Genomic DNA, 21,997 nt, shown 5'->3' with positions numbered 1-21,997 from the left:
ATTTTCCTACTATTTTTTGTTCTTTTTGCATTTACGTGTATGCTACTAAAAGCAGTATTTTTCAAATTAAATGCATTTCAAATATTTTATTGATGGATAGTCGCCTTATAGAACTAGATATTTTAAGAGGATTGAGTATACTGGGAATGATATTAGTCATAACGCCTGGTGATTGGTCTCATCGATTTTCATGGATGAATCATGCTGAATGGATAGGTTACCCTTTGTCTGATATGATTTTCCCTTCTTTTTTGTTTTGTGTTGGTATGTCTATTTCAATTTCCTTTGATAGAAAATTCAAACAAAATATAGCTCACAACATAATTGCTAAGAAAATAATAAAGCGCACTATTTTATTATTTTCAATTGGCGTACTTATTAATGGTTTTCCATCATTTAACTGGCAAAATATACGCATACTTGGTGTTTTACAGCGTATTGCTATCTGTTATGGTTTAGTAGCATTTATATGGTTATTTTTAAAATCTAAAAAAGTAACATTACCTATAAAATATCTCCTTCTGATAGCTTTAACAATTGGTATTGGTTATTGTATTCTTCTTTATTTTATTCCTGTTCCTTCTTTTGGTATCACTGGACACAGTTCAGTAAATAGTTGGCCTTCTTACATCGATCAAAAAGTTTTTGGAGTGCAACATTTATGGATTTATGGTACAACAGACGGAATAGTTACTTATGATCCAGAAGGAATATTAGCCTCTTTTCCTGCTTCTATTAATGTTATTATTGGTTTAGTTTTCGGACAACTTTATATTCAAAAATCAAAATTATTCAACAATAAATACTTTATAATAATTGGTATTATCCTAATGCTCATTGGTTATGTACTAAACGTGACTTCCTTGAATCCAATTATAAAAAAAATATGGACAACTAGTTTTGCTTTATTTAGTTCTGGTTTTTCACTACTTGTCTTGGCTATTATTAATATTTTAAACACAAATTTTTCTGTGTTCAAAAAAATCTTTTATCCTTTTGTAGTATATGGTTCTAATGCTTTACTTGCTTTCATTATTGGGAATGCGATAATACCTATTATGGATATTCCAATTTCCAACGAAGCATCTATAAGACAAGCAGGGTTTCATTTTTTCAAAGATTTGGTTTCTTCAGAAAAATGGGGATCATTTTTATATGGTATAACCTTTCTTATACTGTTATTTGAAATCTTACAATTCTTATATAAAAAGAAACTATTCTTAAAATTGTAGAACCAATAGTTAGTTATCACTTATATTGAAATTGACTGCCACAAAAGTTCCTTTTTTTGCAAATATTTTAGCTCCTAATAAAACTAGTAATGGAGTCAATCCATGAGGTAATCTATAAATTACTTCATGTAAATTTTGATGAATTGTCTGTAAAGGAAAGTCCCAATAAAAGTTAGCAACAATACGAGCCATGGCAGTAAGAAGTCCCCAAAGCACAGCATAAATTAAAGCATATTTATCTAACTTTGGAATAAAGAGCAATACAGCTAAAATAAAATCTAAGATACCTGCTACATACAGAAAAGTAATTGCAAACGATTCCGAACAGCCTAAAATGTTAATCACCATATCAACAAACTTCCCTGGTACAGGATACGCTCCAAAAGCATATAATCCATGTGAGAAAAATGTAACCGCTATTAAAATTTTCAGTATTAGAATTAATCTTGATTTTTCATATGCCTTTTTATAGGTATATAGTAAAACAAAAGGCAATCCAAATTGGATGCTATGCTCAAAAAACTGAGCTAAGTGATAAAATTTTTCCTTAGTTAATAATAGAGAAAGGACAACCAGCCCAATTCCTCCTATAAAAATTGGAATTTTAGTCCATTTTTTATTTTTTGCATTGATTATAAGTGCACAAAAAGCAGCTATTAGATAAAGTATTCCTTTTACCTTGATAATACCTTGCACAAAAGTATCTGTAGCTGAACTTGTTGCATAGGTTGTCCAAGAACCACCAAACCAACCTTCAACTATAGGTTTTAATAAGGATTCATCCCAGAAAAAAGTACGATATGGAGCATCCCAAAATAAGTGTTGCCAAGCACGACCAATAAAAATTAAAAATACAGAGAGTTTTAGGAGGTTTATTTTTTTCATACCTGCAAATTAAATGCAAGAACTACTAATTGATAAATAGGCTTTTGTTAAATTTATTTTAACGAATAGTTAAGGGATCTTATTTTCAAGATATATTTGCTCCAACTATTTACAATTGCACTTTTATAATTTATGTAAAACATTCACACCAGCTATTACTTTTGTAGATAAAATACCTGAAAACAAAGCCCCTCCAATCCCAGCAGTAACGATGTCCTGACCTGTTAAATAGAAATTTTTAATTGGTGTTGTTGGTTTTAAAAAAGACTGTCTAAATCGAGATGGACTATGATCTAAACCATACAATTCTCCTTTTTCATAATTCACAAAATGTTGTGTCGTTAACGGAGTAGACAATTCATAAAATGTTACTTTACCCTTAATTTGTGGTAGTTGTTTATATAACTCGTCCAATAAACGTTTTGAAATACTTTCTTTTAACACATCATACTCCTCTCCCCTCTTTTTCCAAGAAGTTGTATTCCATTTTTCAAAAGTTTCATACGGAAGTAGTGTAATAATATCTATTGTACTTTTGCCTGGATATCGGTTGTTCCATTCTGGATCTTTAGCACAAGGAAATGATATATATACTACTGGGAATGGTTGTGATAAATCATTTACATAGCGCTCAACACATTCGTCATGTGTCGCAGTTTCTGGATACACCCAATAGTTAGTTTTTGGTAATTCCAACTCTTCTGGAGTTCCTTCTAAGCCTATAAATAAATTCGCATGTGCTACTGAAGGTTTTACCTTTTGAAGTTGTTGATTTAATCCATATTTTAAAACTGTTTCAGAAGGTAATAGTTTCTTATAAGTAGTCATAATTCCTGCACCACTCACAATATTTTTAGCTTTTATTACCTTATTATTCTTCATTTGTACTCCTACAGCTTTGTTATTTTCTACAACGACTTGTTGTACTTCTGCATTTACTAAAATCTTTCCACCTGAGGCAGCAATTATTGGCGCAATTGTCTCTACAATTTGAGATGAACCGCCTACAGGAAAACTTCCGCCATTAAAATAATGTCTTGCTACAGATGCATGCATAGAAAAACTACTATCTTTAGGAGGTAATCCATAATCACCATACTGCCCAGTAAGTACTTTTATAAGCTTCTCATTTTTGGTTAACGAACGTAAAACTTCGTCAGTAGTTTTGTCTGAATATTTATAAAATGGTTTTCTTAAAAAGCCACCTACTAATCGATCTAAAAAGGGAGGTAGACTCTTACTTATATAATAATTCTTACTTCTTTTAACAGCTTCAAAAACTAAACTTATATAGTTGTCAATTGCAATCGCTTCCTCTGGGAAATAGGTTTTCATTTGTTTTTTAAAATTCCCTACACCTTTTACAAAATCAAAATGTTCATTTCCAATAACAATTTTATCATATACATTTCCCATATCTGCCCATTTAAGAGCTCCGTCTGTAACATAATCAAAAATGCGTTTTAAAATACTATTCTCTCGTTGCATGTCTCCTATGTAATGTATTCCAACATCCCATTCATAATCTCTTCGTTTAAAAACATGTGTAAAACCACCAGCTGTATAATGTCTTTCCAATACTAACACCTTCTGTCCCTCCTTTGCCAACATTGCTGCAGTAGCTAGTCCTCCCATTCCCGAACCTATAATGATAGTATCATATTCTTTTCCTATTTTTCCTTGTTGCTGTTTATAAGATTGAATCATATATTTTAAAAAGTATTAATAAATCACACCTTTATAAGACAATCATACACTACTTTTAAAGGCCCTTTCTAATATAAAAAGAAATCGTAAAACTACCTATTGTATTCAATTGAGTTACAAATAATGAATCCACACTTAATCATATCTCTTTATTTCAATACAATTTAAAGCGATAAGTTTTTGAAAAACTTATCGCTTTTTTCAAAAATTCACTTGTGTTAATTTACAACCATCAAGATGTTATGTTTTCATAAAAAAATAGTTAACTTATTTAATTTTTAATTAACATTTAAACTTTTGTATTATTGAATTTATAACTTTTTTACATTCGCGCACATAACCTTTTAACTAATCAACCCCTTAAATTTCATCATGAAAAAATTTTATTTTTTATTGTTAGCATGTATCGGCATCTTAAATGTTAGTGCTAACACAGACAAGTATCGTCTAACCCTAAGAGACGACCCCGCTACTACTATTGTTATAGGCTGGAATCAAATTTCTGGTAGTAATCCTAGAGTATATTATGGAACTACAGATTATGGAACAAATTATAACAATTATGCTTTTTCTATGGCCCCAACAAAGGCTGTTTCTTACAAAGGCATGAATAATCATTTTGCTAGATTAACAGGTTTACAACCCAACACTGCTTACTATTTTGTAATTAGAGATAGTCAAGGTACAAGTCGTCGTTTATGGTTTAAAACTGCCCCTGCTAATAATAGCAGATTATCTTTTATAGCTGGTGGTGACTCTAGAAATAATAGAACGCCAAGAAGAAATGCAAATCTTTTAGTTTCTAAATTAAAGCCACATGCGGTTTTATTCGGTGGTGATATGACAGATGATGATACTAGTAGCCAATGGCAAACTTGGTTTAATGATTGGCAATTGACTATTGCTAGTGACGGAAGAATGTTTCCTATTATAGCAGCTAGAGGAAATCATGAAGATAGTAATAACAGTATTTACAATTTATTTGACGTACCTTCAACTAGTATATATTATGCTATTACTTTTGGTAATAACTTAGTAAGAACCTATACGTTAAATACTGAAATTTCAATTTCTGGGAATCAAACTACTTGGTTACGTAACGATTTAACCTCTACAAATACCATTTGGAAAATGGCTCAATATCACAAGCCAATGCGTCCTCACGTTCGTTTTAAATCTGAAGGAAACAGTCAATATGGGAATTGGGCTCGTTTATTTTATGATAATAACGTTAAGTTAGTTGTTGAATGTGATGCGCATACCGTAAAAACTACATGGCCAGTACGTCCTTCTTCTTCTTCAGGTAATGATGAAGGATTCAAAAGAGACGATAATGGTACTACATATGTAGGAGAAGGATGTTGGGGAGCACCTTTGCGTTCTAATGACGACAATAAAGACTGGACTCGTAATTCAGGAAGATTTAATCAATTCAAATGGATTTTTGTTGACGAAAACAAAATTGAAACAAGAACTATTCGAGTAGATAATGCTTCAAGCGTAGGTTCTGTATCAAACAGCAATTCATTTCAAATTCCATCTAATTTAGATATTTGGAACCCATCTAACGGTAGCGTTGTAACTATTACTAAAAGTGGTAATGGTGGAGGATCTGGTGGTGACTCTGGAAATGGAACTTTAGAAGTAGCTATAGCTAACGGTAGTGACGATGTAGAAGAAAGAGAAAATGGTACTATTTATGCGAATAGTAGTGACTTAGAAATGGTATACGATAGTTACCAAGATAACGGTTATCAAAAAGTAGGATTACGTTTTAGAGGTCTTAATTTACCTAAGAATGCTACAATTACTAGTGCTTACCTTCAATTTACAGCTGATGAAAGTAATAGCTCTAGCGCTGAATTAGAAGTTAGTTTACACGACAGTAGTAACTCACCTGCTTTTTCTAATTCTAATAATGTATCTGACAGAGCTACTTTTTCTTCTAAAGTTACTTGGAGACCAAGCGCCTGGTCATCTAACCAAAATGGTAGTGGACAACGTACTCCAAACTTAAAAAACATGGTACAAAGTTTAGTTAATAAAAGTACTTGGACTTCTGGTAACAGCGTTAGTTTCCTTATAAAGGGTAAAGGAGCTAGTTTAACAAGTACTTCAGCAAAACGTGTTGCTGATTCTTATGAAGGAGGTGCTAGCAAAGCTGCTAGGTTAATTGTTACCTATTCAACAGACGGAGGATCAACTTCAGATGATATCTGTGATGGTATTGCTGCATGGAGAAGCGGAGTAAGTTATCCTACAGGATCTAAAGTGACATATCAAGGTAATTTATTTGAAAGAACTTCTAGTGGTTGGAATTTATTAGGCGCTTGTGGTACTTCTGCAAGAAGAAGTATAACAACTACAGAAGTAGCAACTCCTCCAGTATTTACTGAAGCTAACTTTGAAATACATCCTAATCCATTTACTGAAAACATCAATTTAGTTATAAAAAATGCTTATGCACACGCTCCAATTGAAGTTCAGTTATTTGATATTAATGGTAGAGAAGTTCATAGAGAAATAATGCTAGTTAATGCGAACGAGCAAAAAGTAATTTCACCAAAAATTACATCTGCAGGTGTGTACATTTTACATATCAAGCAAGGTGATGAAATTATAACTAAGCAAAAGCTTATCAGAAAATAAAAATCAAAAAAGCGGAGGATTTTTACCTCTACATACCGTCTCTTCCTTTTAAAGAGGCGGTTTTTTTCTTTTATCTTTGGAATAAACATTCCAAGACACTATTTTTGCACTATGACAAAAAAAGATAGCATCATATCAGCAGCTTTAAAACTATTGACATTACAAGGTATTCATGCTACGCCTATGTCTGCCATTGCAAAAGAAGCTGGTACAGGAATGGGTACTATTTACAATTATTTTCCTACCAAAGAAGTATTAATAAATCATATTTACCAGCATATAAAACTTAAAGAACAAGAAATATTTGCATCTTTTAATGAATCAGGTTCTATAAAAAATCAATTCTTTACTTATTATAATCAAGCCTTTACTTTTTTTACCAATACACCAGAATATTTTCAGTTTATGGAGCAGTTACATGCCTCTCCTATAATTACTGACGAAAGTAAAGCTGTAGGTGAGAAGGCAATCGTAAATATATTTCAACTTATAGAAAATGGTAAAAAAACAGGCATTATTAAAGCTATTGACACAAATGAATTATTACAATTTATAGGAGGATCACTTTTGTCAACCATACGCTGGTATTTAAAAGAAAAAAACGAGAACTATATCAATACCCAACTTACATTAGTTTGGGATGCCATTAAACAATAAAAAAATTTAATTAATTATTGGAATGAATATTCAATCCAAAAAAAACAAACAACAATGAAAAATATTTTAATCACCGGAACCTCAACAGGAGTTGGATTTGAAGCAGCTTTACTTTTTGCTGAACATAATTACAAGGTTTACGCTACTATGCGTAATTTAAAAAAAGCCAATACGCTACAAGAGGAAGCGAAGAAAAGAAATCTATCTATAGAAATTTTACGATTGGATGTCACTGATAACGATTCTATTTTAAAAGCTATTGATCTAATTATTGCTCAAGATGGTAAAATCGATATACTACTAAATAATGCAGGTGCTGGATTTGCAAAAACATTAGAACAAACTTCTCAAGAAGAAATCGACTGGGTAACTGATGTGAATTATACAGGTGTAATTAGAACTACTAAAGCTGTTTTGCCATTCATGCGTGAAAAAAAAGCAGGTCATATTATTAATGTTACTTCTATTGGAGGTTTAGTAGGACAACCTTTTAATGAATTATACTGCGGAGCTAAGTTTGCTGTAGAGGGTTTTACAGAAGCTTTAGCCAGTTATATTTCTCCTACTTTTAATATTAATTTTTCTCTAGTAGAACCTGGAGGAATTACTACTGAATTTATGAATAATGCGGTACAAAAAACACAAAATGAAAATGGTGAACTAGCTACTGGTGAATATGCTCCTATTTTTCATAAATATTTAAGTGGTGCACAAGATAGAGCTAGTAACGAAGAATTACCTATGTATCAAACAGGAAAACAAGTAGCTGAAGTCATTTTTAAGGTTGCTGAAACTGATACTCCTCCCCTGCGCGTTAGAACCTCAGTTTGGTCAGAAAATTTAGGAAATCTGAAAACTCAATTAGATCCAGATGGCTCAAAATTGTTGAAACAAGTACAATCTTATTTTTTATAAAATGGGAGTTTTATATTGGATTTCTACAGGATTAATCTCTATTTTTTTGGTTATAAGTTCTTATAGCTACATTTTTCATTCAACAACTATAGAGGGAATTAAAGATCTAGGTTTTCCTGATTTTTTTAGGATTCAACTTGCTATATTAAAAATTATTGCAGCTATACTTTTATTAATCCCTAATATTCCTGTTTCTGTTAAAGAATGGTGTTACGCAGGAATAGCATTCTTTTTAATTACTGCTGTTGTAGCGCACGTAGCACATAAAGACGGTATAGGTATTTTACTACTACTTTGTGCTCTTTTCATCGTATTAATAACTTCATACGTTACATTTCGCACGCATTATACATCATTATAATTCCCCAAACTATTTTTATAATTTTTCCCGTAGAAGCTGTTTTTAAAAGAACAGCTTCTTTTATTTTATTTATAATGAGCTTTCAGTAACTATTTATGCTTACAAAAAATTCAAATCCTCGTTTTTTACTAAAAGTTACCTTTTTCTTACCTAACACCAGACACTTTCTCAACTTATTTTTGTACTGTAATTAAAACAGAAGAAAATGATAAATAATAATGCACTCGCACAAGCTCGTGCGCTCACTCTACCTTCGCGTAAAGCCGTACTACAACGTGAAGCATCTGTCTCTCATTTTTGGAATAACAATCGAAAATTACTTGAAGATGCATGGACAGCATGGGAAATTGAAAATAAAGATAATTTATTGATACCTGACGAAACATTACTTGATCCACGATTACGACAAGCAATTAACGATGCATGGGAAAACCCAGAAAAAGAAAACGCTGTTGCTGATTTATGGGAAGAAATTATTCCTGGAGTTTATACTACTCAATTTTTTGATCTGGATCGTTTAGCCGAATTCCGTGAGTATTTGGAAGCTGTAGCAAGTTCACAAATTCCTGCACGTCCACCTTATGGTATTCAATTAAATCGTTATGGATTTATGCTTGATTCACGTTCAGAAGGTCATCTTGCAGTACCTAATTTTCAAACATTTTATAACGATATCATGAACCGCTATATGCGTCCGATTGCTCGTTTATTATTGGGCACTTATGGCTATGACAATCAAACATTTGGTTTTTCTATTCAATACAACCCTGATAAGGATAAGGATTTACATCCTCATACTGATGCTTCTGCTGCTACCCTAAACATTAATATTAATTTACCTGATGAAGAATTCACAGGCTCACAAGTTGATTTTCATGATAAAACTACAGGAAAAACAGTACAAACTGTTTTTGAACCAGGAAAAGCAATAATTCATCGTGGTAGTGTTCCGCATGCAACACATCCCATAACTAGTGGACAGCGTAATAATTTGGTAGTATGGTTATATGGTGATTGTATGCAAATCCCTAGAGGTGGTGCAAATAGTTACGGTAATTTTGGTAACTCAATACCTACAGTTAATACGCCAGAAACTGTAACTCCTCGCCAACGTTGGAGCTTACCAGACGGACCAAAAGACACTTTTGCTCCATTTTAAAATTATTTCCAGAAAACATTGTATAAACGCAATAGCGGGTTTCATGCTTCCTAAAGTAAGCACTTAAATTAAATGCATTTAATCCGCTAGTACGTTTATAACTTACTATAAAAAATATAAAACTAATAGCATCGATAAACCAATAAAAATGAAGTTATAACAATTCCTTTAAGCAAATATCAAAAAAGTAAAAATTTAGACTTTTTAATTACCTTTACTACAAAACACAAACAACCATAAATCAAATATTTGTAAGTAATTCTAAATTAAAACCTAATGAAAAAGATCTTTGCACTTATTCTTTTAGTAATAACTTTAATATCCTGTGGACAAGATGCTTCTAATACAGAAATACCCCTCACCGTTACACAACAAATTGACTCTTTATTTTCTGAATTTGACAATTTAAATTCTCCCGGTTATGCAATCGGAATATCAAAAAATGGAAAAACTCTCTATAAAAAAGGATACGGAGCTGCGAATTTAGATTATAATATTCCTATTACACCAAATTCTGCTTTTAGTATTGCTTCTGTTTCAAAACAATTTACTGCAGCTTGTATCGCGTTATTAATTCTGGAAAATAAAATATCGTTAGAAACACCTGCTTCTAACTATATTCCTGAACTTAAAAAATACGCTGATACTATACGAATTAAACATCTTATTTATAACACTAGTGGAATTACAGACTATCACCAACTGAAGCGTAAAGGTGGTAAATCTTGGGTGACATTTAACTATTTTGATATTGATGAATGCATTTCAACTTCTCTAGCTGAAGACAAACTTCAATTTACCCCTGGTGACAAATGGGATTATTGCAATATCAATTTTATGCTACTAACAAAAATAGTAGAAAAGATTAGTGGTATGTCTTTTAGTGAATTTTCAAGAACCAAGTTGTTTGAACCTTTAGAAATGAAAAATACACTTATAAATGATGATATAACCCAGATCATAAAAAATAGAGTTACTCCTTATAATTTCAGAATAAAAGAGTATTTGGACGGATATAATGAATATGGTATAAAGCTCAAGGAAGAGGGAAAATATATTCAACACCCAAGAAATTCACCTCATTATGGTGGAAGTGGTGTAGTTACTACAATTGAAGATTTATTAAAATGGAGTGCTAATATGACTAGTAAACGTTTTGGTGGACAGGAATTTTATGATTTAATGCATAAAACCCTAAAATTTAAACACGAAAAAGATAATCAAGCTTTTGGTCTTTATATTGGAAATTTTAATGGTAGAAAAATAGTTGCATGGGACGGTGGAGACTGGGGAATTAGCTCACAACTTTTGCGTTTTCCAGATCAAGGCATTGCAATTGTAGTACTTTCAAATATTGGTTCAGGTCAAGCTTTCCGAAAAGTTAATGGAATTGCTGATATTCTAGTTAGGGAAGGTCTTATAAAGTAAAACTGCCTTACGGTATATAGCCAAAATGACAATAAGAATTCACTCAGAAAATGAAATAACAGATTAATCACAATAGTATGACACGAAAAGAGTTTATCAAAATTTGTAGTTTACTTGGCATAAGCATACCGTTTAAATCTGTATTTGCAACCCCAAAACAATCTTTCTTTAATAGTTTGAAGTCAAGTAAATTTAAAGGTAAAGTACTTATTATAGGTACAGGTGCTGCAGGCTTAACAGCAGCATATAGACTATCACAATTAGGAGTTGACTTTCAAATTTTAGAAGCATCATCTACATATGGTGGTAGGATGAAAACAACAAACGATTTTGTTGATTTTCCCATTCCTTTAGGAGCGGAATGGTTACATATTGAAAGAAGCATTTTTCACGAAATCACCAACAATCCTAAAGTGAATTTAAACTTTAAAACTACACCATACAAATCAGGAGATTATGGATTATATGATGGTGAAGAAGTTTCAATGGACGACATGGGGTTTGGTATTGATCAAAAATTTATCGGGTTTTCCTGGCTTGACTTTTATAAACAATACATTTTACCATCAGTAAAAGATCAAATAAAATATAATCAAATTATTAGATCTATAGATTACTCCTCTGATACAATTATAGCTAAAACTTCAAAAGATATTTTTACCGCAGATAAAATAATTATAACTACTCCTGTAAAAATGCTTCAGAATAACTCCATTACATTTATACCAAAATTACCCGATGATAAACAAGAAGCTATACGTGATGTTACTGTTTGGGATGGGTTCAAAGCTTTTATTGAGTTTTCAGAAAAATTTTATCCTACTGTTACAGAATTTAATGTTTCAGGACAAAAAATGTATTATGATGCTTCTTATGGACAAAAATCTAACCGTAATGTTTTAGGCGTTTTTGCAGTTGGTCCTGTTACGCTTCCTTTCTTAAAATTACCAGACTCTAAAATAATTAACTATATTTTAGAAGAGTTAGATGAAATATTTAGCGGTAAAGCCTCTAAAAGTTATATAAAGCATATTTCTCAAAATTGGAGCAATGAGCCTTTTATTAAAGGTGCCTATGTTTATGATGAAGAAAGCTGGAGAACAATAAAAACACTTGGAAAATCAATAAACAATAAGTTATTTTTTGCAGGAACAGCTTATACCGAAGGAGATGATTGGGGTGGAGTTCATTCCGCTGCACGCTCAGCTATAAGATCAGTAAATGAGATATTAGATTAAGACTCACCGTGAAGCTAAATATTACAGATGAACTGTATCATAACATTGGTAAACAACAATACTTAGTTTTCACCCTTTATTAAACTTTACTATTTAACTAAAAATTAGTCTTTGAGAATCAATTCCTTTCATACTTTAGTTTTTATAATAAAATACTAACTATGAATACAGAAATAAAAAAGGTTTTTTTAAGCATTTTAATACTAACAGGTTTAACTGTTACATCTCAAAATTTACCAACTGAACCAAGAAGTGGATATGCTTTCCAACTTGGAAGTAAGTTTACAATTAAACTTTATCCTACTGATTCTATAAACTTTAATTATTCCATAGTTAAGTTTGAACCTTATCAAGAAATTATTGACACTTGGGACAATGATAATGTATTCGAGAAAGAAGGAGAGAAAAATACCATAGATTTCTTTTTTGGTTTAGGTACAAGTGGTGAAACCGAAAAAGAAAAAGAAAAAAACATGAAAGTTCTTCTACTCATGAAAAATAGAACCCCGTATTCTTTAAACTACAAATCTGATATTCAAAGAGAAGAAAATGGTAAATTCGAAAAAACTTCTAATGTAGGAACACATTCTGGTTTAAAAGGTATTGAAATATGGCCTTATATGATTTATCAGATCGGACTAAAAGAATTTAAAAAAATGAAATAACAACACTCACTACTCTGCAATAAAAGAGATAAAACTTTAAACTAATATTTCAATTTATCTAATACTATATTACTATGAAAAAGTGAATACGTTGATCAATACCAAAATGTATCCAATATTCGAAAATCTGTATAAAAATTAAGATAATCTTGCCTCTACCTTTGCCATATTAATTTGAAATAAAATATAGTACCAATGGCATCAAATCAATTTGGCAAACAAGGATGGACACCAGAAAGAATAGGGAATTTAAATGGTAAAACTTTTCTTATAACAGGAACTACAAGCGGTACTGGGTTTGAAGCCTCCAAAATACTTCTGTCCAAAGGGGCAAAAGTAGTTATGCTAAACCGAAACGTTAAAAAGTCAAAAGAAATCATTGCCATTTTGAAGAAAAAACTAGATAATACGGTAGATGTTTCTTTTATTCATTTAGACTTAGCTAAACAAGCTTCTGTGCAAAAAGCCGCACAAGAAATAATTGAAAAAACTTCTCAAATTGATGCACTCATTTGTAATGCTGCTATTGCTCAAGTCCACAAACAAGAACTTACAGTTGATGGTTTTGAAAGTCAACTTGGTGTAAATCATTATGGCCATTTCAAACTACAAGGCCTACTCTACCCTTTAATTGAAAAGTCAAAAGGTCGAATTGTGGTTGTAGGTAGTGAAGGTTATAAAATGGGAATTAAAACTATCAAATTTGATGATATCAACTGGAATAATAACTATACTCCAAATAATGCGTATAGTCAGAGTAAATTAGCTCAGATTATGAGTGTTTATGAATTACAAAATAGATTAAAAAATGCAGGAAGATCTACTGTAAATGTATATGCTTGTCACCCTGGTGCTTCTCGAACATCATTAATCAAAACTAGTGGTAGTATAATGACTCGTTTTATTTGGCAACTCATGAAGTGGTCACCTTTTGTACAATCTGCTGAAAAGGGTGCTTATCCACAATTGATGTGTGCTACAGAGCCTAATCTAGATCAAAACTGTTTTTATGGTCCAACAGGAAGGAATTATTGGACAGGTCCAGTAGGAGAATGTAAATTAGAATCACATGCAAAAGATAAAACTATAGCTAAAAAGTTGTGGGAAGTTTCAGAAAAAGAAACCAATTTTAATTGGAATATTTAAATTAGTACAATGCAACATTTTAAAACATTATCATCTTATTTAGAATATTTAGAACTACCTCTTCCTGAACATCCTATGTTTAGTCTTTTTAATTCAAAAGGAAATGGATATTTACCTTGTCCAAGAGAAAGTTCCCCTCCAATTACTAACGATTGCTATACCATTAGTTTTAAAAAGTTTGTAAAAGGAAGTTTAAATTATGGACGAACAAAATATGATTTTACTAATGGTGCTTTAATTTTTATTTCCCCAAAACAAGTATTGCAATGGGACAATAGTGTTGTATTTGAACAAAAAGGTTTTTCAATAAACTTTCATAAAGATTTTCTAAATGGAACCGAATTAGCTCAGCAGATAAAAAAATACAGCTTCTTTTCTTACTCAACGAATGAAGCGTTACATCTTTCTCCTAAAGAAGAAAAACAAATAGAATCCATAGTAGAAAATATTGAAATTGAATATCAAAATAATCAAGATAAATTCAGTAAGGAAATTATTATTTCTCATTTGGTTACTCTTTTAAAATATGCCAATCGCTTCTATGAAAGACAATTTTTAAACCGAAAAGAATTATCAAACGATTTGCTAGATCGATTCAATCTATATTTATCCAAATATTTTGAATCAGGACAACTACAAGAAAAAGGTATTCCCAACATCCAACATATCGCAAACAAACTATCTGTATCACAACGTTACTTAGCTGATACACTAAAAAAAGAAACTAGTAAAACTACTACTGAGCATTTACAATTATATTTAATTGATGAAGCAAAGAACATTTTATTACAACCTCGTAAGAGCATTTCGGAAGTAGCCTATGAATTAGGATTTGAATATCCTCCTTATTTTTCAAGACTATTTAGAAAGAAAGAAGGTGTTAGTCCTACTGAATACAGAAAAAAACATAAACTGAATTAAATCATGGAAATAATAAAATTAGCCACAGAATGGGCAAAAGCCGAAGTTTTTTCAACACGATTTTTTATCTTTTTTGCTATATTATTTTTAATTGCAAGTATTAGTTTTTGGCTGTTAGGAAAAACGGATATAGCAAAAGCATATGTTATTCCAACACTAGTAGCAGGTAGTTTACTTTTAATTATAGGTTTGGGATTAGTTTTCACTAATACATCTAGGATTACAACATTTGAAACTGCTTATAAAAACAATCCTTCTACATTTGTTAAATCAGAGATTGCCCGAATCGAAAGTACTCTAAAAGAATATAAAATCATAGTTTTTAAAATTATTCCGATTATAATTATTATAACCGCTTTACTAATCATTTTTATTAATACACCTACGTGGAGAGCTATTAGTATTACAACTATTGGAATGTTGATTATTATTTTATTGATAGATGGAACAGCTCATGCAAGAATTGAGGTCTATCATAAAACATTGAAATCAGTAGATCTACAAAATGAAATCAAAAAATAATTATATTTAAAAATTCATTACAAATACAACACGATAATTTTTGAATTAAAGGACTATGAATAACTACAAATTGCTTCTAAAAATGAATTTAAAAAAAATTATATTTTCCTTTATAGTAATGCTTTTTATAGTTAATACTACCTATTCTCAAAATAACACTCCTAATATAGAAGTAGAGAAAAAGCATCTATCACAATTAGAAGAAGGTAAAATCATTATTAAACAGTATTATAAAAAACCTATATCGTTTTACAATAAAAACACCATTGTACTAAATGGTACTTCTAAAGGAGAATTCATTGAAATTGAGATTCAGGGAACCATAAAAGACTTTCAATACATCAAAATTGAAATGGATAGTACTGGTGACTTACATGAAAGTAAAACTCTTAGTGCATTCAAACAATTATCTGATCAGAGGATAATAATTAACACCAGTATTCCCGAAGGAATACCAGCAGAAAAAATAAAATGGAAAAGTCTTTCTAATCAACAGTACGAATTTATTATTGCAGAAAACGGAGACAGTAAAAAACAAATCGAATTTATATTAGACTAGTAAAAAAATCTTTAGTACAGACTTTATTAAAGTTATCACAAAAATTTAAATCAACTTAATACGTTAATAACATTCACACAACACATTTTTTAAAAACATTGAATAAATAAAAAAATAAATGCCGTATCTAATTTCATTAGTGAAATAATTATCGTGATTATTAGAACTTTTATAACATTTCAACTGATCAAGTATAATGATTATAGGAAAAGTAAAAAATCATGTATTACAAATAGAACTCCTAATCAGTTAATCTATATTAATACAAAAACTAATTCAGTTCTTTTTAAAGAAAAATAAAGGATAGTTCTCAATAGTTTATGCTCTTTTTTATAAACTTATAGATATTTTAAATTTGTTTTTTGAAAAGAGCTTAATTAATTTGTTAATTCACAAAGTATAAATGAACAAACAAGAAATAGTACATGTACAGAAAACCTATTTTAAACTACTTGAGCAACAAAAATTTAATCAGAATGATATAGACTATACTATACTTGAACAGCTAAAACCTACTTTAAATAAATTAGCTGAAATTGGAAATTCCGTAATTTCTGTTTTTGACCTATACAAAAAACAACATGTTTTTAATTCATTTAATATTGGAGAATTATTAGGTTATAATTCAAAAGACATTCAATCTATTGGGGAAGATTTTTTAGATTCAAAAATTCACCCAACTGATTATGTAATGCTTATGAAAAACGGAATACGCCTTTTAAAACTCTTTAAAAATATTCCTATTGATGAAAAAACAAACTATAAACTGATTAGCGAATTTCGTGTCTTAAACGCCAACAATTCATACGTTAGAGTTATTGAACAACAACAGGCTTTAAAAATCACGAGCAATGGTAGTATTTGGCTAGCATTAAGCATTTTGGATATTTCACCTAATCAAAAAAACAATAATGAATCTATTGTATCTGAATTATTAAATTTTAAAACAGGACAAACAATACCTTTTATTGATCATACAGAAACTAGTGCTTTACTTACACAAAGAGAGCTAGAAATTTTAAAATTTGTTAAAAACGGTTTATTAAGTAAAGAAATATCTAATAAACTATCAATTAGCATACATACTGTTAACACTCACCGTCAACGAGTATTAGAAAAGTTAGGAGCTAATAATTCTATTGAAGCTGTTAATCTAGCTTCAAAATTAGGTATTATATAGATATACTGATAAATCAGTATTGCTTCAGGAATATTGAATACAGAACTTTGAAATATCCAAATCAAAGTAGATGTTAAAGTTATTCAAAACACTCATATTTTTTCTTATTTCTATTCATGTTTTTCCTCAATTACCAACACAAACCATTCGCGGAAAAGTATCTGATCAAGCCATTAAGTCACCCTTACCTTATGTTAATATATCTCTCGAAGGAACAACTTTTGGGACAACAACAGATGAGAATGGAAATTTTACTATTGAAAATATAGCTATAGGTAGATATGATATCAAGGTTTCATTTATAGGATATGAACCCCTTACCTTGAAAGAAATACAAGTAACTTCTTCCAAGGAAGTGGTATTAGATATTGCAATGAAAGAAAGCCCTACTACACTCGACACTGTTATAATACACTCAAAGATTAATAAACAACAACCTTTAAATCAAATGGCAACAGTAAGTGCAAAAATGTTAAGTATTGAAGAAGCCAAACGTTTTGCTGGTGGCTTTGACGATCCTGCTAGATTAGTTTCATCTTTTGCAGGAGTATCTAGTAATGTAGGAAATAATGCTATAGTAGTAAGAGGAAATAACCCACAAGCACTGCAATGGAAATTAGAAGGTATTGAGATTTCTAACCCCAATCACTTTGCTAATTTAGCTGCTTTTGGTGGTGGTGGACTCACAGCTTTAAGTACACAACTTTTAGCTAATTCTGATTTTTTTTCTGGGGCGATGCCAGCAGAATACAGCAATGCTTTATCTGGCGTATTTGATATTTTTATGAGAAACGGAAATAGTCAAAAGCACGAGCATACTTTTCAGCTTGGGGCTATTGGTATTGATCTCGCATCAGAAGGTCCTTTTTTAAAAAAAAATGACGCTTCCTATATTTTCAATTATCGCTACTCTACTTTAGGATTGCTTGAATCATTATTACCTAAAAATGCAGAAGGAACATCCTATCAAGATCTATCTTTTAAACTAAACTTTCCCACAGAGAAAGCAGGGACTTTTTCCTTATGGGGTATGGGCTTGCTTGATCGTTCTGGTTCAAAAGCAAAAGAAGACAATAATCTATGGCAATATGATTCTGACAGAGAAAATGAAAACGTAAAGCAGTTTATGGGAGTAGTAGGGATTAGCCACAAACTTTTATTGAACCACAAGCAATATTTAAAAACCACACTTGCTCTAACAGGCAATGGAATTGATATGCATACCGAAAGATTAAACAACTCTTTTAGCTCTTTTTTTAAAAACGAAATACAGAATACAAATCACAACTTAGTTCTTAACTCGTTCCTAAACACCAAATTCAATGCAAAGCACACTAACAAATCTGGATTTGTTGTCACCAATATGAACCACAATATCTTCTTAAAAGAAGCTATCTCAGAAACCTCTTCACCTACTATTGTAGACCAAAAAGGAAATAGTACATTAATTTCAGCTTACAGTAATTCTATGTTTCATATAAATAATAAAATAGACCTAAACATTGGACTAACCGGGCAATGGTTTACGTATAATAATACTAGATCAATAGAGCCAAGATTTGGCATAAGATATAATCTATCTCCAACGAAAACACTTAATCTTGCTTATGGATTACATAGCCGTTTAGAACGTTTGAATTACTATTTCATTAAAGATAATTTTAATCAATACATCAATAAAAACTTAGATTTTTCTAAAGCACACCATTTGGTATTAGGTTACAACATTAGCATATCAAAACTTACTCATTTTAAAATGGAAGGGTATTTTCAGTATTTATTTGATGTTCCTGTAATACCCAACAATTCGTTTTCCCTAATCAACCAACAAAATGATTGGTTTTTTAATGAAAAACTTCAAAATTTAGGTAAAGGAAAAAACTATGGCTTGGATATTAGTTTTGAAAAACACCTTTCCAAAGGGTATTATTATATGGCTACAGCCTCTTTATTTAATTCACAATATCGAGGAGGAGATCGTATATGGAGGAATACACGTTATAATCGTAATATCGCTTTAAACTTTCTAATCGGAAAAGAATGGGTATTTGGTAAAAGGCAAAATCATAATTTTGGCATAAATGCACGCTTAAGTTTTCAAGGGGGTGATCATTACTCTCCTATAAATATATCACAATCAATTATTAGTCAAGATGTTGTTTTTGATGAAACAAAAGCTTTCACACAACAATATGCTCCTGCTTTTACAAGCCATTTTACTTCAAGTTATAGACTTAACAGTAAAAAAACAACTCATGAAGTTGCGCTTAAAATCATCAATCTTACTCAATATGAAGAACCATTAGGGTTTCGTTATAACTTTCGAACTCAAATGGTGGATGTAGAAAGTGAAGCTACATTTATTCCTAATATTAGTTACAAAGTCGAGTTTTAAAATAATCTTAGAAAACATTACCAAACATTACAATTATTATTGTTAGTAATCTATATAAATAATACCAGCAAAAACTTTATATACTTAATACTATTATTCTAATTATCTACATATTAAAACCTTTTATTATCAATTGAAAAATGACAAAATTGTAAGAGAATCTCATAAAAAAATATTTGAAATTGATACTAATTATTGGATAGGATATTATTGGTGGATTATCAGTAATCAAAATTATGATTTACATTTTAGACACGATGGTGGTATTTCTAGAGCGAAAAACATATTAGCTATCTTTCCTAAAAAGAAAATCGGTATTTCAATCTTTACCAATCAATCTTCCATGAAAATAAATGAAGAACTTAATCAATTATTATATAAAATCTATGATGATCTTAAAAATTAATGGTAAACCAAGTCTATAAATTACACAAGGGATCATATTTGAATTTATATTATGAATGGTTACTATTATTTGCTTAGTTAATATTATGATTTAAAACCAAATAACAGAACCCTAATTTTATTTGCCATTAAACTTAACGCAACTGGTTGCATTAAAAATAAATACTTATTTTTGGGACTTAGTTGCAATAACAAATTAAAATAATACTTGTACTGTAAATTCTACAAAAAGTAAATCGTTTATCGCTGAATTAGAGCTTAAATCCAAATTAGATTTTTATTATGAACTATTTACAAAAACAGAAAAGCAGCTGACAAAATCAGTATGAAAGTAGCAGAATTAGTTAAAAATTGGGAAGTAGGTACTACTCCAATCATACTTAATCAAATACATGATAGTTATGTAAACATTACTATCTACAATAGGGATATTCATGCTTTAGAAAAAGAAATCAATAGCCTAAAACAAAAGAAGATTAGATGTACCTCAAATGGAGATATCAATGTAATATTGAATGAACTTCAGGAAGTTGTTCAGCTAAATCAAAATTCTTTTTTACTAAAAGACATTCAAAACCTTTTATTCTCATTCCAAGAAATTACTAAAAAGAAAAATTTCAACCTGTTTTTAGCCACTGTTACTACTAATATGTGCAAACGATTCCATATGGATTGTAATAGTTTACGAATGTTGTGTACCTACAGTGGTCCTGGTACTTTATGGCTAACAGAAGAGAATATCAATAGAGAAGCATTGGATTCTTATGAAAACAATGAGGCCATAGTAATAGATCTTAAACACATTCAGCAAACGAAAACAGGAGCTGTAATTATTTTAAAAGGGAATAAATATTCAGAACAAGGAATACAAGGAGTAGTACATCGTAGTCCTACCATTGAGGAAAGTGGAGAAAAAAGACTATTACTTCGTATTGATATCAATTAATTTTAAGACAAAAACTAACATCCATAACATATTTAACTGATTAAAAATGACTTCGGAACTAATAATTGAATTGGAAGAAGGACTTAAACTAAATCCGCAATTTGAAAAACGTGGCGGATTACTACCTGTTGCTGTCCAAGAAACAGCTACGGGTCAAATTTTAATGTTAGCTTCTGTAAACAAAGAAGCTTTATCAAAAACATTAAAAACTAAAATGGCGACATTCTGGAGTACTTCTCGTAATCAACTTTGGACAAAAGGCGAAACCTCTGGAGATTATCTTAAAATCGATACTATTTTAATCGACTGTGATCAAGATGCTTTAGTTTATCAAGTTACCTTAGTTGGAAATGGAGTTTGCCATACATTTGATTCAAAAGGAAAACATCGAAAAGCTTGTTTTTACAGAGAACTTGACATCGAACAAAACAGTCTTCAATTTATTAAAAACATGAAATAAGTAATTTAGATATGATAACAGAAAAAAAACTTCCTGTAACTGTTTTAAGTGGTTTTCTTGGAGCAGGAAAAACTACATTATTAAACCATGTTTTACATAACAAAGAAGGCTTAAAAGTAGCTGTTATAGTTAATGATATGGGGGAAGTAAATGTAGATGCTGACTTAGTAAAAAATGAAAATATATTATCTCGCACAGAGGAAAAACTAGTAGAAATGAGCAACGGTTGTATCTGTTGTACGCTGCGAGAAGATTTAATGATTGAAGTAGAGCGCTTAGCCAAAGAAGATCGTTTTGACTATTTACTTATTGAAAGTACTGGAATAAGTGAACCAGTACCTGTAGCTCAAACCTTTTCTTTTGTAGATCAAGAAAGTGGTATTGACCTTTCTCAATTTAGCTATATTGATACTATGGTAACTGTGGTAGATGCTTTTAATTTCTTTAATGATTTTGGAAGTCCTGAACAATTAACAGATCGTGAGCTTACAGATATTGATGGAGACGATAGAACAATTGCTGATTTACTAACAGATCAAGTTGAATTTGCTAACGTTATTATTTTAA

21 protein-coding genes are annotated in these 21,997 nt (G+C 30.6%); 19 read left to right on the top strand and 2 right to left on the bottom strand.

From position 1 onward, the window contains the following. Positions 1 to 92 precede the first annotated feature (92 nt). On the top strand, positions 93 to 1,232 hold the full coding sequence (locus BVC87_RS18780; RefSeq protein ID WP_075343949.1) for an acyltransferase family protein: 1,140 nt from the start codon (positions 93 to 95) through the stop codon (positions 1,230 to 1,232). Between the two features lie 9 nt (positions 1,233 to 1,241). Here BVC87_RS18780 and BVC87_RS18775 read toward each other — a convergent pair whose 3' ends face one another. Together BVC87_RS18775 and BVC87_RS18770 are read right to left on the bottom strand one after the other, a co-directional pair. Then, on the bottom strand, positions 1,242 to 2,117 hold the full coding sequence (locus BVC87_RS18775; RefSeq protein WP_075343948.1) for a DoxX-like family protein: 876 nt from the start codon (positions 2,115 to 2,117) through the stop codon (positions 1,242 to 1,244). Between the two features lie 123 nt (positions 2,118 to 2,240). Then, positions 2,241 to 3,824, bottom strand: coding sequence for a phytoene desaturase family protein (locus BVC87_RS18770; protein ID WP_075343947.1), 1,584 nt, complete (start codon positions 3,822 to 3,824; stop codon positions 2,241 to 2,243). 372 nt (positions 3,825 to 4,196) lie between these two features. Here BVC87_RS18770 and BVC87_RS18765 point away from each other — a divergent pair, with 372 nt between their 5' ends. The 18 genes from BVC87_RS18765 to BVC87_RS18680 form a co-directional block, all read left to right on the top strand. Then, positions 4,197 to 6,473 carry a purple acid phosphatase family protein gene (locus BVC87_RS18765; protein WP_075343946.1) on the top strand — a complete coding sequence of 759 codons (2,277 nt, stop codon included), beginning with the start codon at positions 4,197 to 4,199 and terminating at the stop codon, positions 6,471 to 6,473. Between the two features lie 111 nt (positions 6,474 to 6,584). Beyond that, positions 6,585 to 7,130 (top strand): TetR/AcrR family transcriptional regulator, encoded by a 546-nt coding sequence (locus BVC87_RS18760; protein ID WP_075343945.1) that lies wholly within the window; start codon positions 6,585 to 6,587, stop codon positions 7,128 to 7,130. A gap of 54 nt (positions 7,131 to 7,184) precedes the next feature. Continuing rightward, entirely contained in the window at positions 7,185 to 8,045 is an 861-nt protein-coding gene (locus BVC87_RS18755; RefSeq protein ID WP_075343944.1) for an SDR family oxidoreductase, read from the top strand. Between the two features lies 1 nt (position 8,046). Next, positions 8,047 to 8,406 (top strand): DoxX family protein, encoded by a 360-nt coding sequence (locus BVC87_RS18750; protein ID WP_075343943.1) that lies wholly within the window; start codon positions 8,047 to 8,049, stop codon positions 8,404 to 8,406. A 205-nt stretch (positions 8,407 to 8,611) separates the two neighbouring features. Then, positions 8,612 to 9,565: a 2OG-Fe(II) oxygenase gene (locus tag BVC87_RS18745; RefSeq protein ID WP_075343942.1), complete on the top strand. Its 954-nt coding sequence runs from the start codon at positions 8,612 to 8,614 to the stop codon at positions 9,563 to 9,565. A gap of 276 nt (positions 9,566 to 9,841) precedes the next feature. Then, positions 9,842 to 10,993, top strand: a complete 1,152-nt coding sequence (locus BVC87_RS18740; RefSeq protein WP_075343941.1) for a serine hydrolase domain-containing protein — start codon at positions 9,842 to 9,844, stop codon at positions 10,991 to 10,993. A gap of 77 nt (positions 10,994 to 11,070) precedes the next feature. Beyond that, positions 11,071 to 12,231 (top strand): flavin monoamine oxidase family protein, encoded by a 1,161-nt coding sequence (locus BVC87_RS18735; RefSeq protein ID WP_083629617.1) that lies wholly within the window; start codon positions 11,071 to 11,073, stop codon positions 12,229 to 12,231. A 161-nt stretch (positions 12,232 to 12,392) separates the two neighbouring features. Next, the gene (locus BVC87_RS18730) at positions 12,393 to 12,896 is read left to right on the top strand and encodes a hypothetical protein (protein ID WP_075343940.1); all 504 of its coding nucleotides are present in this window, start codon (positions 12,393 to 12,395) and stop codon (positions 12,894 to 12,896) included. 195 nt (positions 12,897 to 13,091) lie between these two features. Next, a complete protein-coding gene (locus tag BVC87_RS18725) occupies positions 13,092 to 14,042 on the top strand; it encodes an SDR family oxidoreductase (RefSeq protein ID WP_075343939.1) in 951 nt (316 codons plus the stop codon). A 9-nt stretch (positions 14,043 to 14,051) separates the two neighbouring features. Then, the gene (locus BVC87_RS18720; protein ID WP_075343938.1) at positions 14,052 to 14,963 is read left to right on the top strand and encodes a helix-turn-helix domain-containing protein; all 912 of its coding nucleotides are present in this window, start codon (positions 14,052 to 14,054) and stop codon (positions 14,961 to 14,963) included. Positions 14,964 to 14,966: 3 nt separating this feature from the next. Further along, positions 14,967 to 15,485 (top strand): hypothetical protein, encoded by a 519-nt coding sequence (locus BVC87_RS18715; RefSeq protein ID WP_075343937.1) that lies wholly within the window; start codon positions 14,967 to 14,969, stop codon positions 15,483 to 15,485. Positions 15,486 to 15,567: 82 nt separating this feature from the next. Beyond that, complete coding sequence (locus tag BVC87_RS18710; protein ID WP_143569840.1) at positions 15,568 to 16,044, top strand: hypothetical protein; 477 nt, start codon at positions 15,568 to 15,570, stop codon at positions 16,042 to 16,044. A gap of 403 nt (positions 16,045 to 16,447) precedes the next feature. Next, positions 16,448 to 17,224, top strand: coding sequence for a response regulator transcription factor (locus BVC87_RS18705; RefSeq protein ID WP_075343935.1), 777 nt, complete (start codon positions 16,448 to 16,450; stop codon positions 17,222 to 17,224). A gap of 70 nt (positions 17,225 to 17,294) precedes the next feature. Beyond that, positions 17,295 to 19,619 carry a TonB-dependent receptor gene (locus BVC87_RS18700; protein ID WP_075343934.1) on the top strand — a complete coding sequence of 775 codons (2,325 nt, stop codon included), beginning with the start codon at positions 17,295 to 17,297 and terminating at the stop codon, positions 19,617 to 19,619. 133 nt (positions 19,620 to 19,752) lie between these two features. Continuing rightward, positions 19,753 to 20,025, top strand: coding sequence for a serine hydrolase domain-containing protein (locus BVC87_RS18695; RefSeq protein ID WP_075343933.1), 273 nt, complete (start codon positions 19,753 to 19,755; stop codon positions 20,023 to 20,025). A 324-nt stretch (positions 20,026 to 20,349) separates the two neighbouring features. Continuing rightward, positions 20,350 to 20,970 carry a DUF1826 domain-containing protein gene (locus BVC87_RS18690; RefSeq protein ID WP_075343932.1) on the top strand — a complete coding sequence of 207 codons (621 nt, stop codon included), beginning with the start codon at positions 20,350 to 20,352 and terminating at the stop codon, positions 20,968 to 20,970. 46 nt (positions 20,971 to 21,016) lie between these two features. After that, positions 21,017 to 21,430 carry a phosphoribosyl-AMP cyclohydrolase gene (locus BVC87_RS18685; protein WP_075343931.1) on the top strand — a complete coding sequence of 138 codons (414 nt, stop codon included), beginning with the start codon at positions 21,017 to 21,019 and terminating at the stop codon, positions 21,428 to 21,430. Positions 21,431 to 21,441: 11 nt separating this feature from the next. Beyond that, positions 21,442 to 21,997 (top strand): GTP-binding protein (locus BVC87_RS18680; protein WP_143569839.1); only part of this gene is annotated, 556 nt, incomplete at its 3' end.

The sequence above is a fragment of the Tenacibaculum agarivorans genome, from assembly GCF_001936575.1.
Taxonomy (GTDB): Bacteria; Bacteroidota; Bacteroidia; order Flavobacteriales; family Flavobacteriaceae; genus Polaribacter; species Polaribacter agarivorans.
This window is presented reverse-complemented; position numbering and strand designations above follow the sequence as displayed.

Coding starts and splice junctions, on each gene's coding strand:
- BVC87_RS18780 (WP_075343949.1), top strand. CDS start 93: ATGGATAGTCGCCTTATAGAACTAGATATTTTAAGAGGATTGAGTATA.
- BVC87_RS18775 (WP_075343948.1), bottom strand. CDS start 2,117: ATGAAAAAAATAAACCTCCTAAAACTCTCTGTATTTTTAATTTTTATT.
- BVC87_RS18770 (WP_075343947.1), bottom strand. CDS start 3,824: ATGATTCAATCTTATAAACAGCAACAAGGAAAAATAGGAAAAGAATAT.
- BVC87_RS18765 (WP_075343946.1), top strand. CDS start 4,197: ATGAAAAAATTTTATTTTTTATTGTTAGCATGTATCGGCATCTTAAAT.
- BVC87_RS18760 (WP_075343945.1), top strand. CDS start 6,585: ATGACAAAAAAAGATAGCATCATATCAGCAGCTTTAAAACTATTGACA.
- BVC87_RS18755 (WP_075343944.1), top strand. CDS start 7,185: ATGAAAAATATTTTAATCACCGGAACCTCAACAGGAGTTGGATTTGAA.
- BVC87_RS18750 (WP_075343943.1), top strand. CDS start 8,047: ATGGGAGTTTTATATTGGATTTCTACAGGATTAATCTCTATTTTTTTG.
- BVC87_RS18745 (WP_075343942.1), top strand. CDS start 8,612: ATGATAAATAATAATGCACTCGCACAAGCTCGTGCGCTCACTCTACCT.
- BVC87_RS18740 (WP_075343941.1), top strand. CDS start 9,842: ATGAAAAAGATCTTTGCACTTATTCTTTTAGTAATAACTTTAATATCC.
- BVC87_RS18735 (WP_083629617.1), top strand. CDS start 11,071: ATGACACGAAAAGAGTTTATCAAAATTTGTAGTTTACTTGGCATAAGC.
- BVC87_RS18730 (WP_075343940.1), top strand. CDS start 12,393: ATGAATACAGAAATAAAAAAGGTTTTTTTAAGCATTTTAATACTAACA.
- BVC87_RS18725 (WP_075343939.1), top strand. CDS start 13,092: ATGGCATCAAATCAATTTGGCAAACAAGGATGGACACCAGAAAGAATA.
- BVC87_RS18720 (WP_075343938.1), top strand. CDS start 14,052: ATGCAACATTTTAAAACATTATCATCTTATTTAGAATATTTAGAACTA.
- BVC87_RS18715 (WP_075343937.1), top strand. CDS start 14,967: ATGGAAATAATAAAATTAGCCACAGAATGGGCAAAAGCCGAAGTTTTT.
- BVC87_RS18710 (WP_143569840.1), top strand. CDS start 15,568: ATGAATTTAAAAAAAATTATATTTTCCTTTATAGTAATGCTTTTTATA.
- BVC87_RS18705 (WP_075343935.1), top strand. CDS start 16,448: ATGAACAAACAAGAAATAGTACATGTACAGAAAACCTATTTTAAACTA.
- BVC87_RS18700 (WP_075343934.1), top strand. CDS start 17,295: ATGTTAAAGTTATTCAAAACACTCATATTTTTTCTTATTTCTATTCAT.
- BVC87_RS18690 (WP_075343932.1), top strand. CDS start 20,350: ATGAAAGTAGCAGAATTAGTTAAAAATTGGGAAGTAGGTACTACTCCA.
- BVC87_RS18685 (WP_075343931.1), top strand. CDS start 21,017: ATGACTTCGGAACTAATAATTGAATTGGAAGAAGGACTTAAACTAAAT.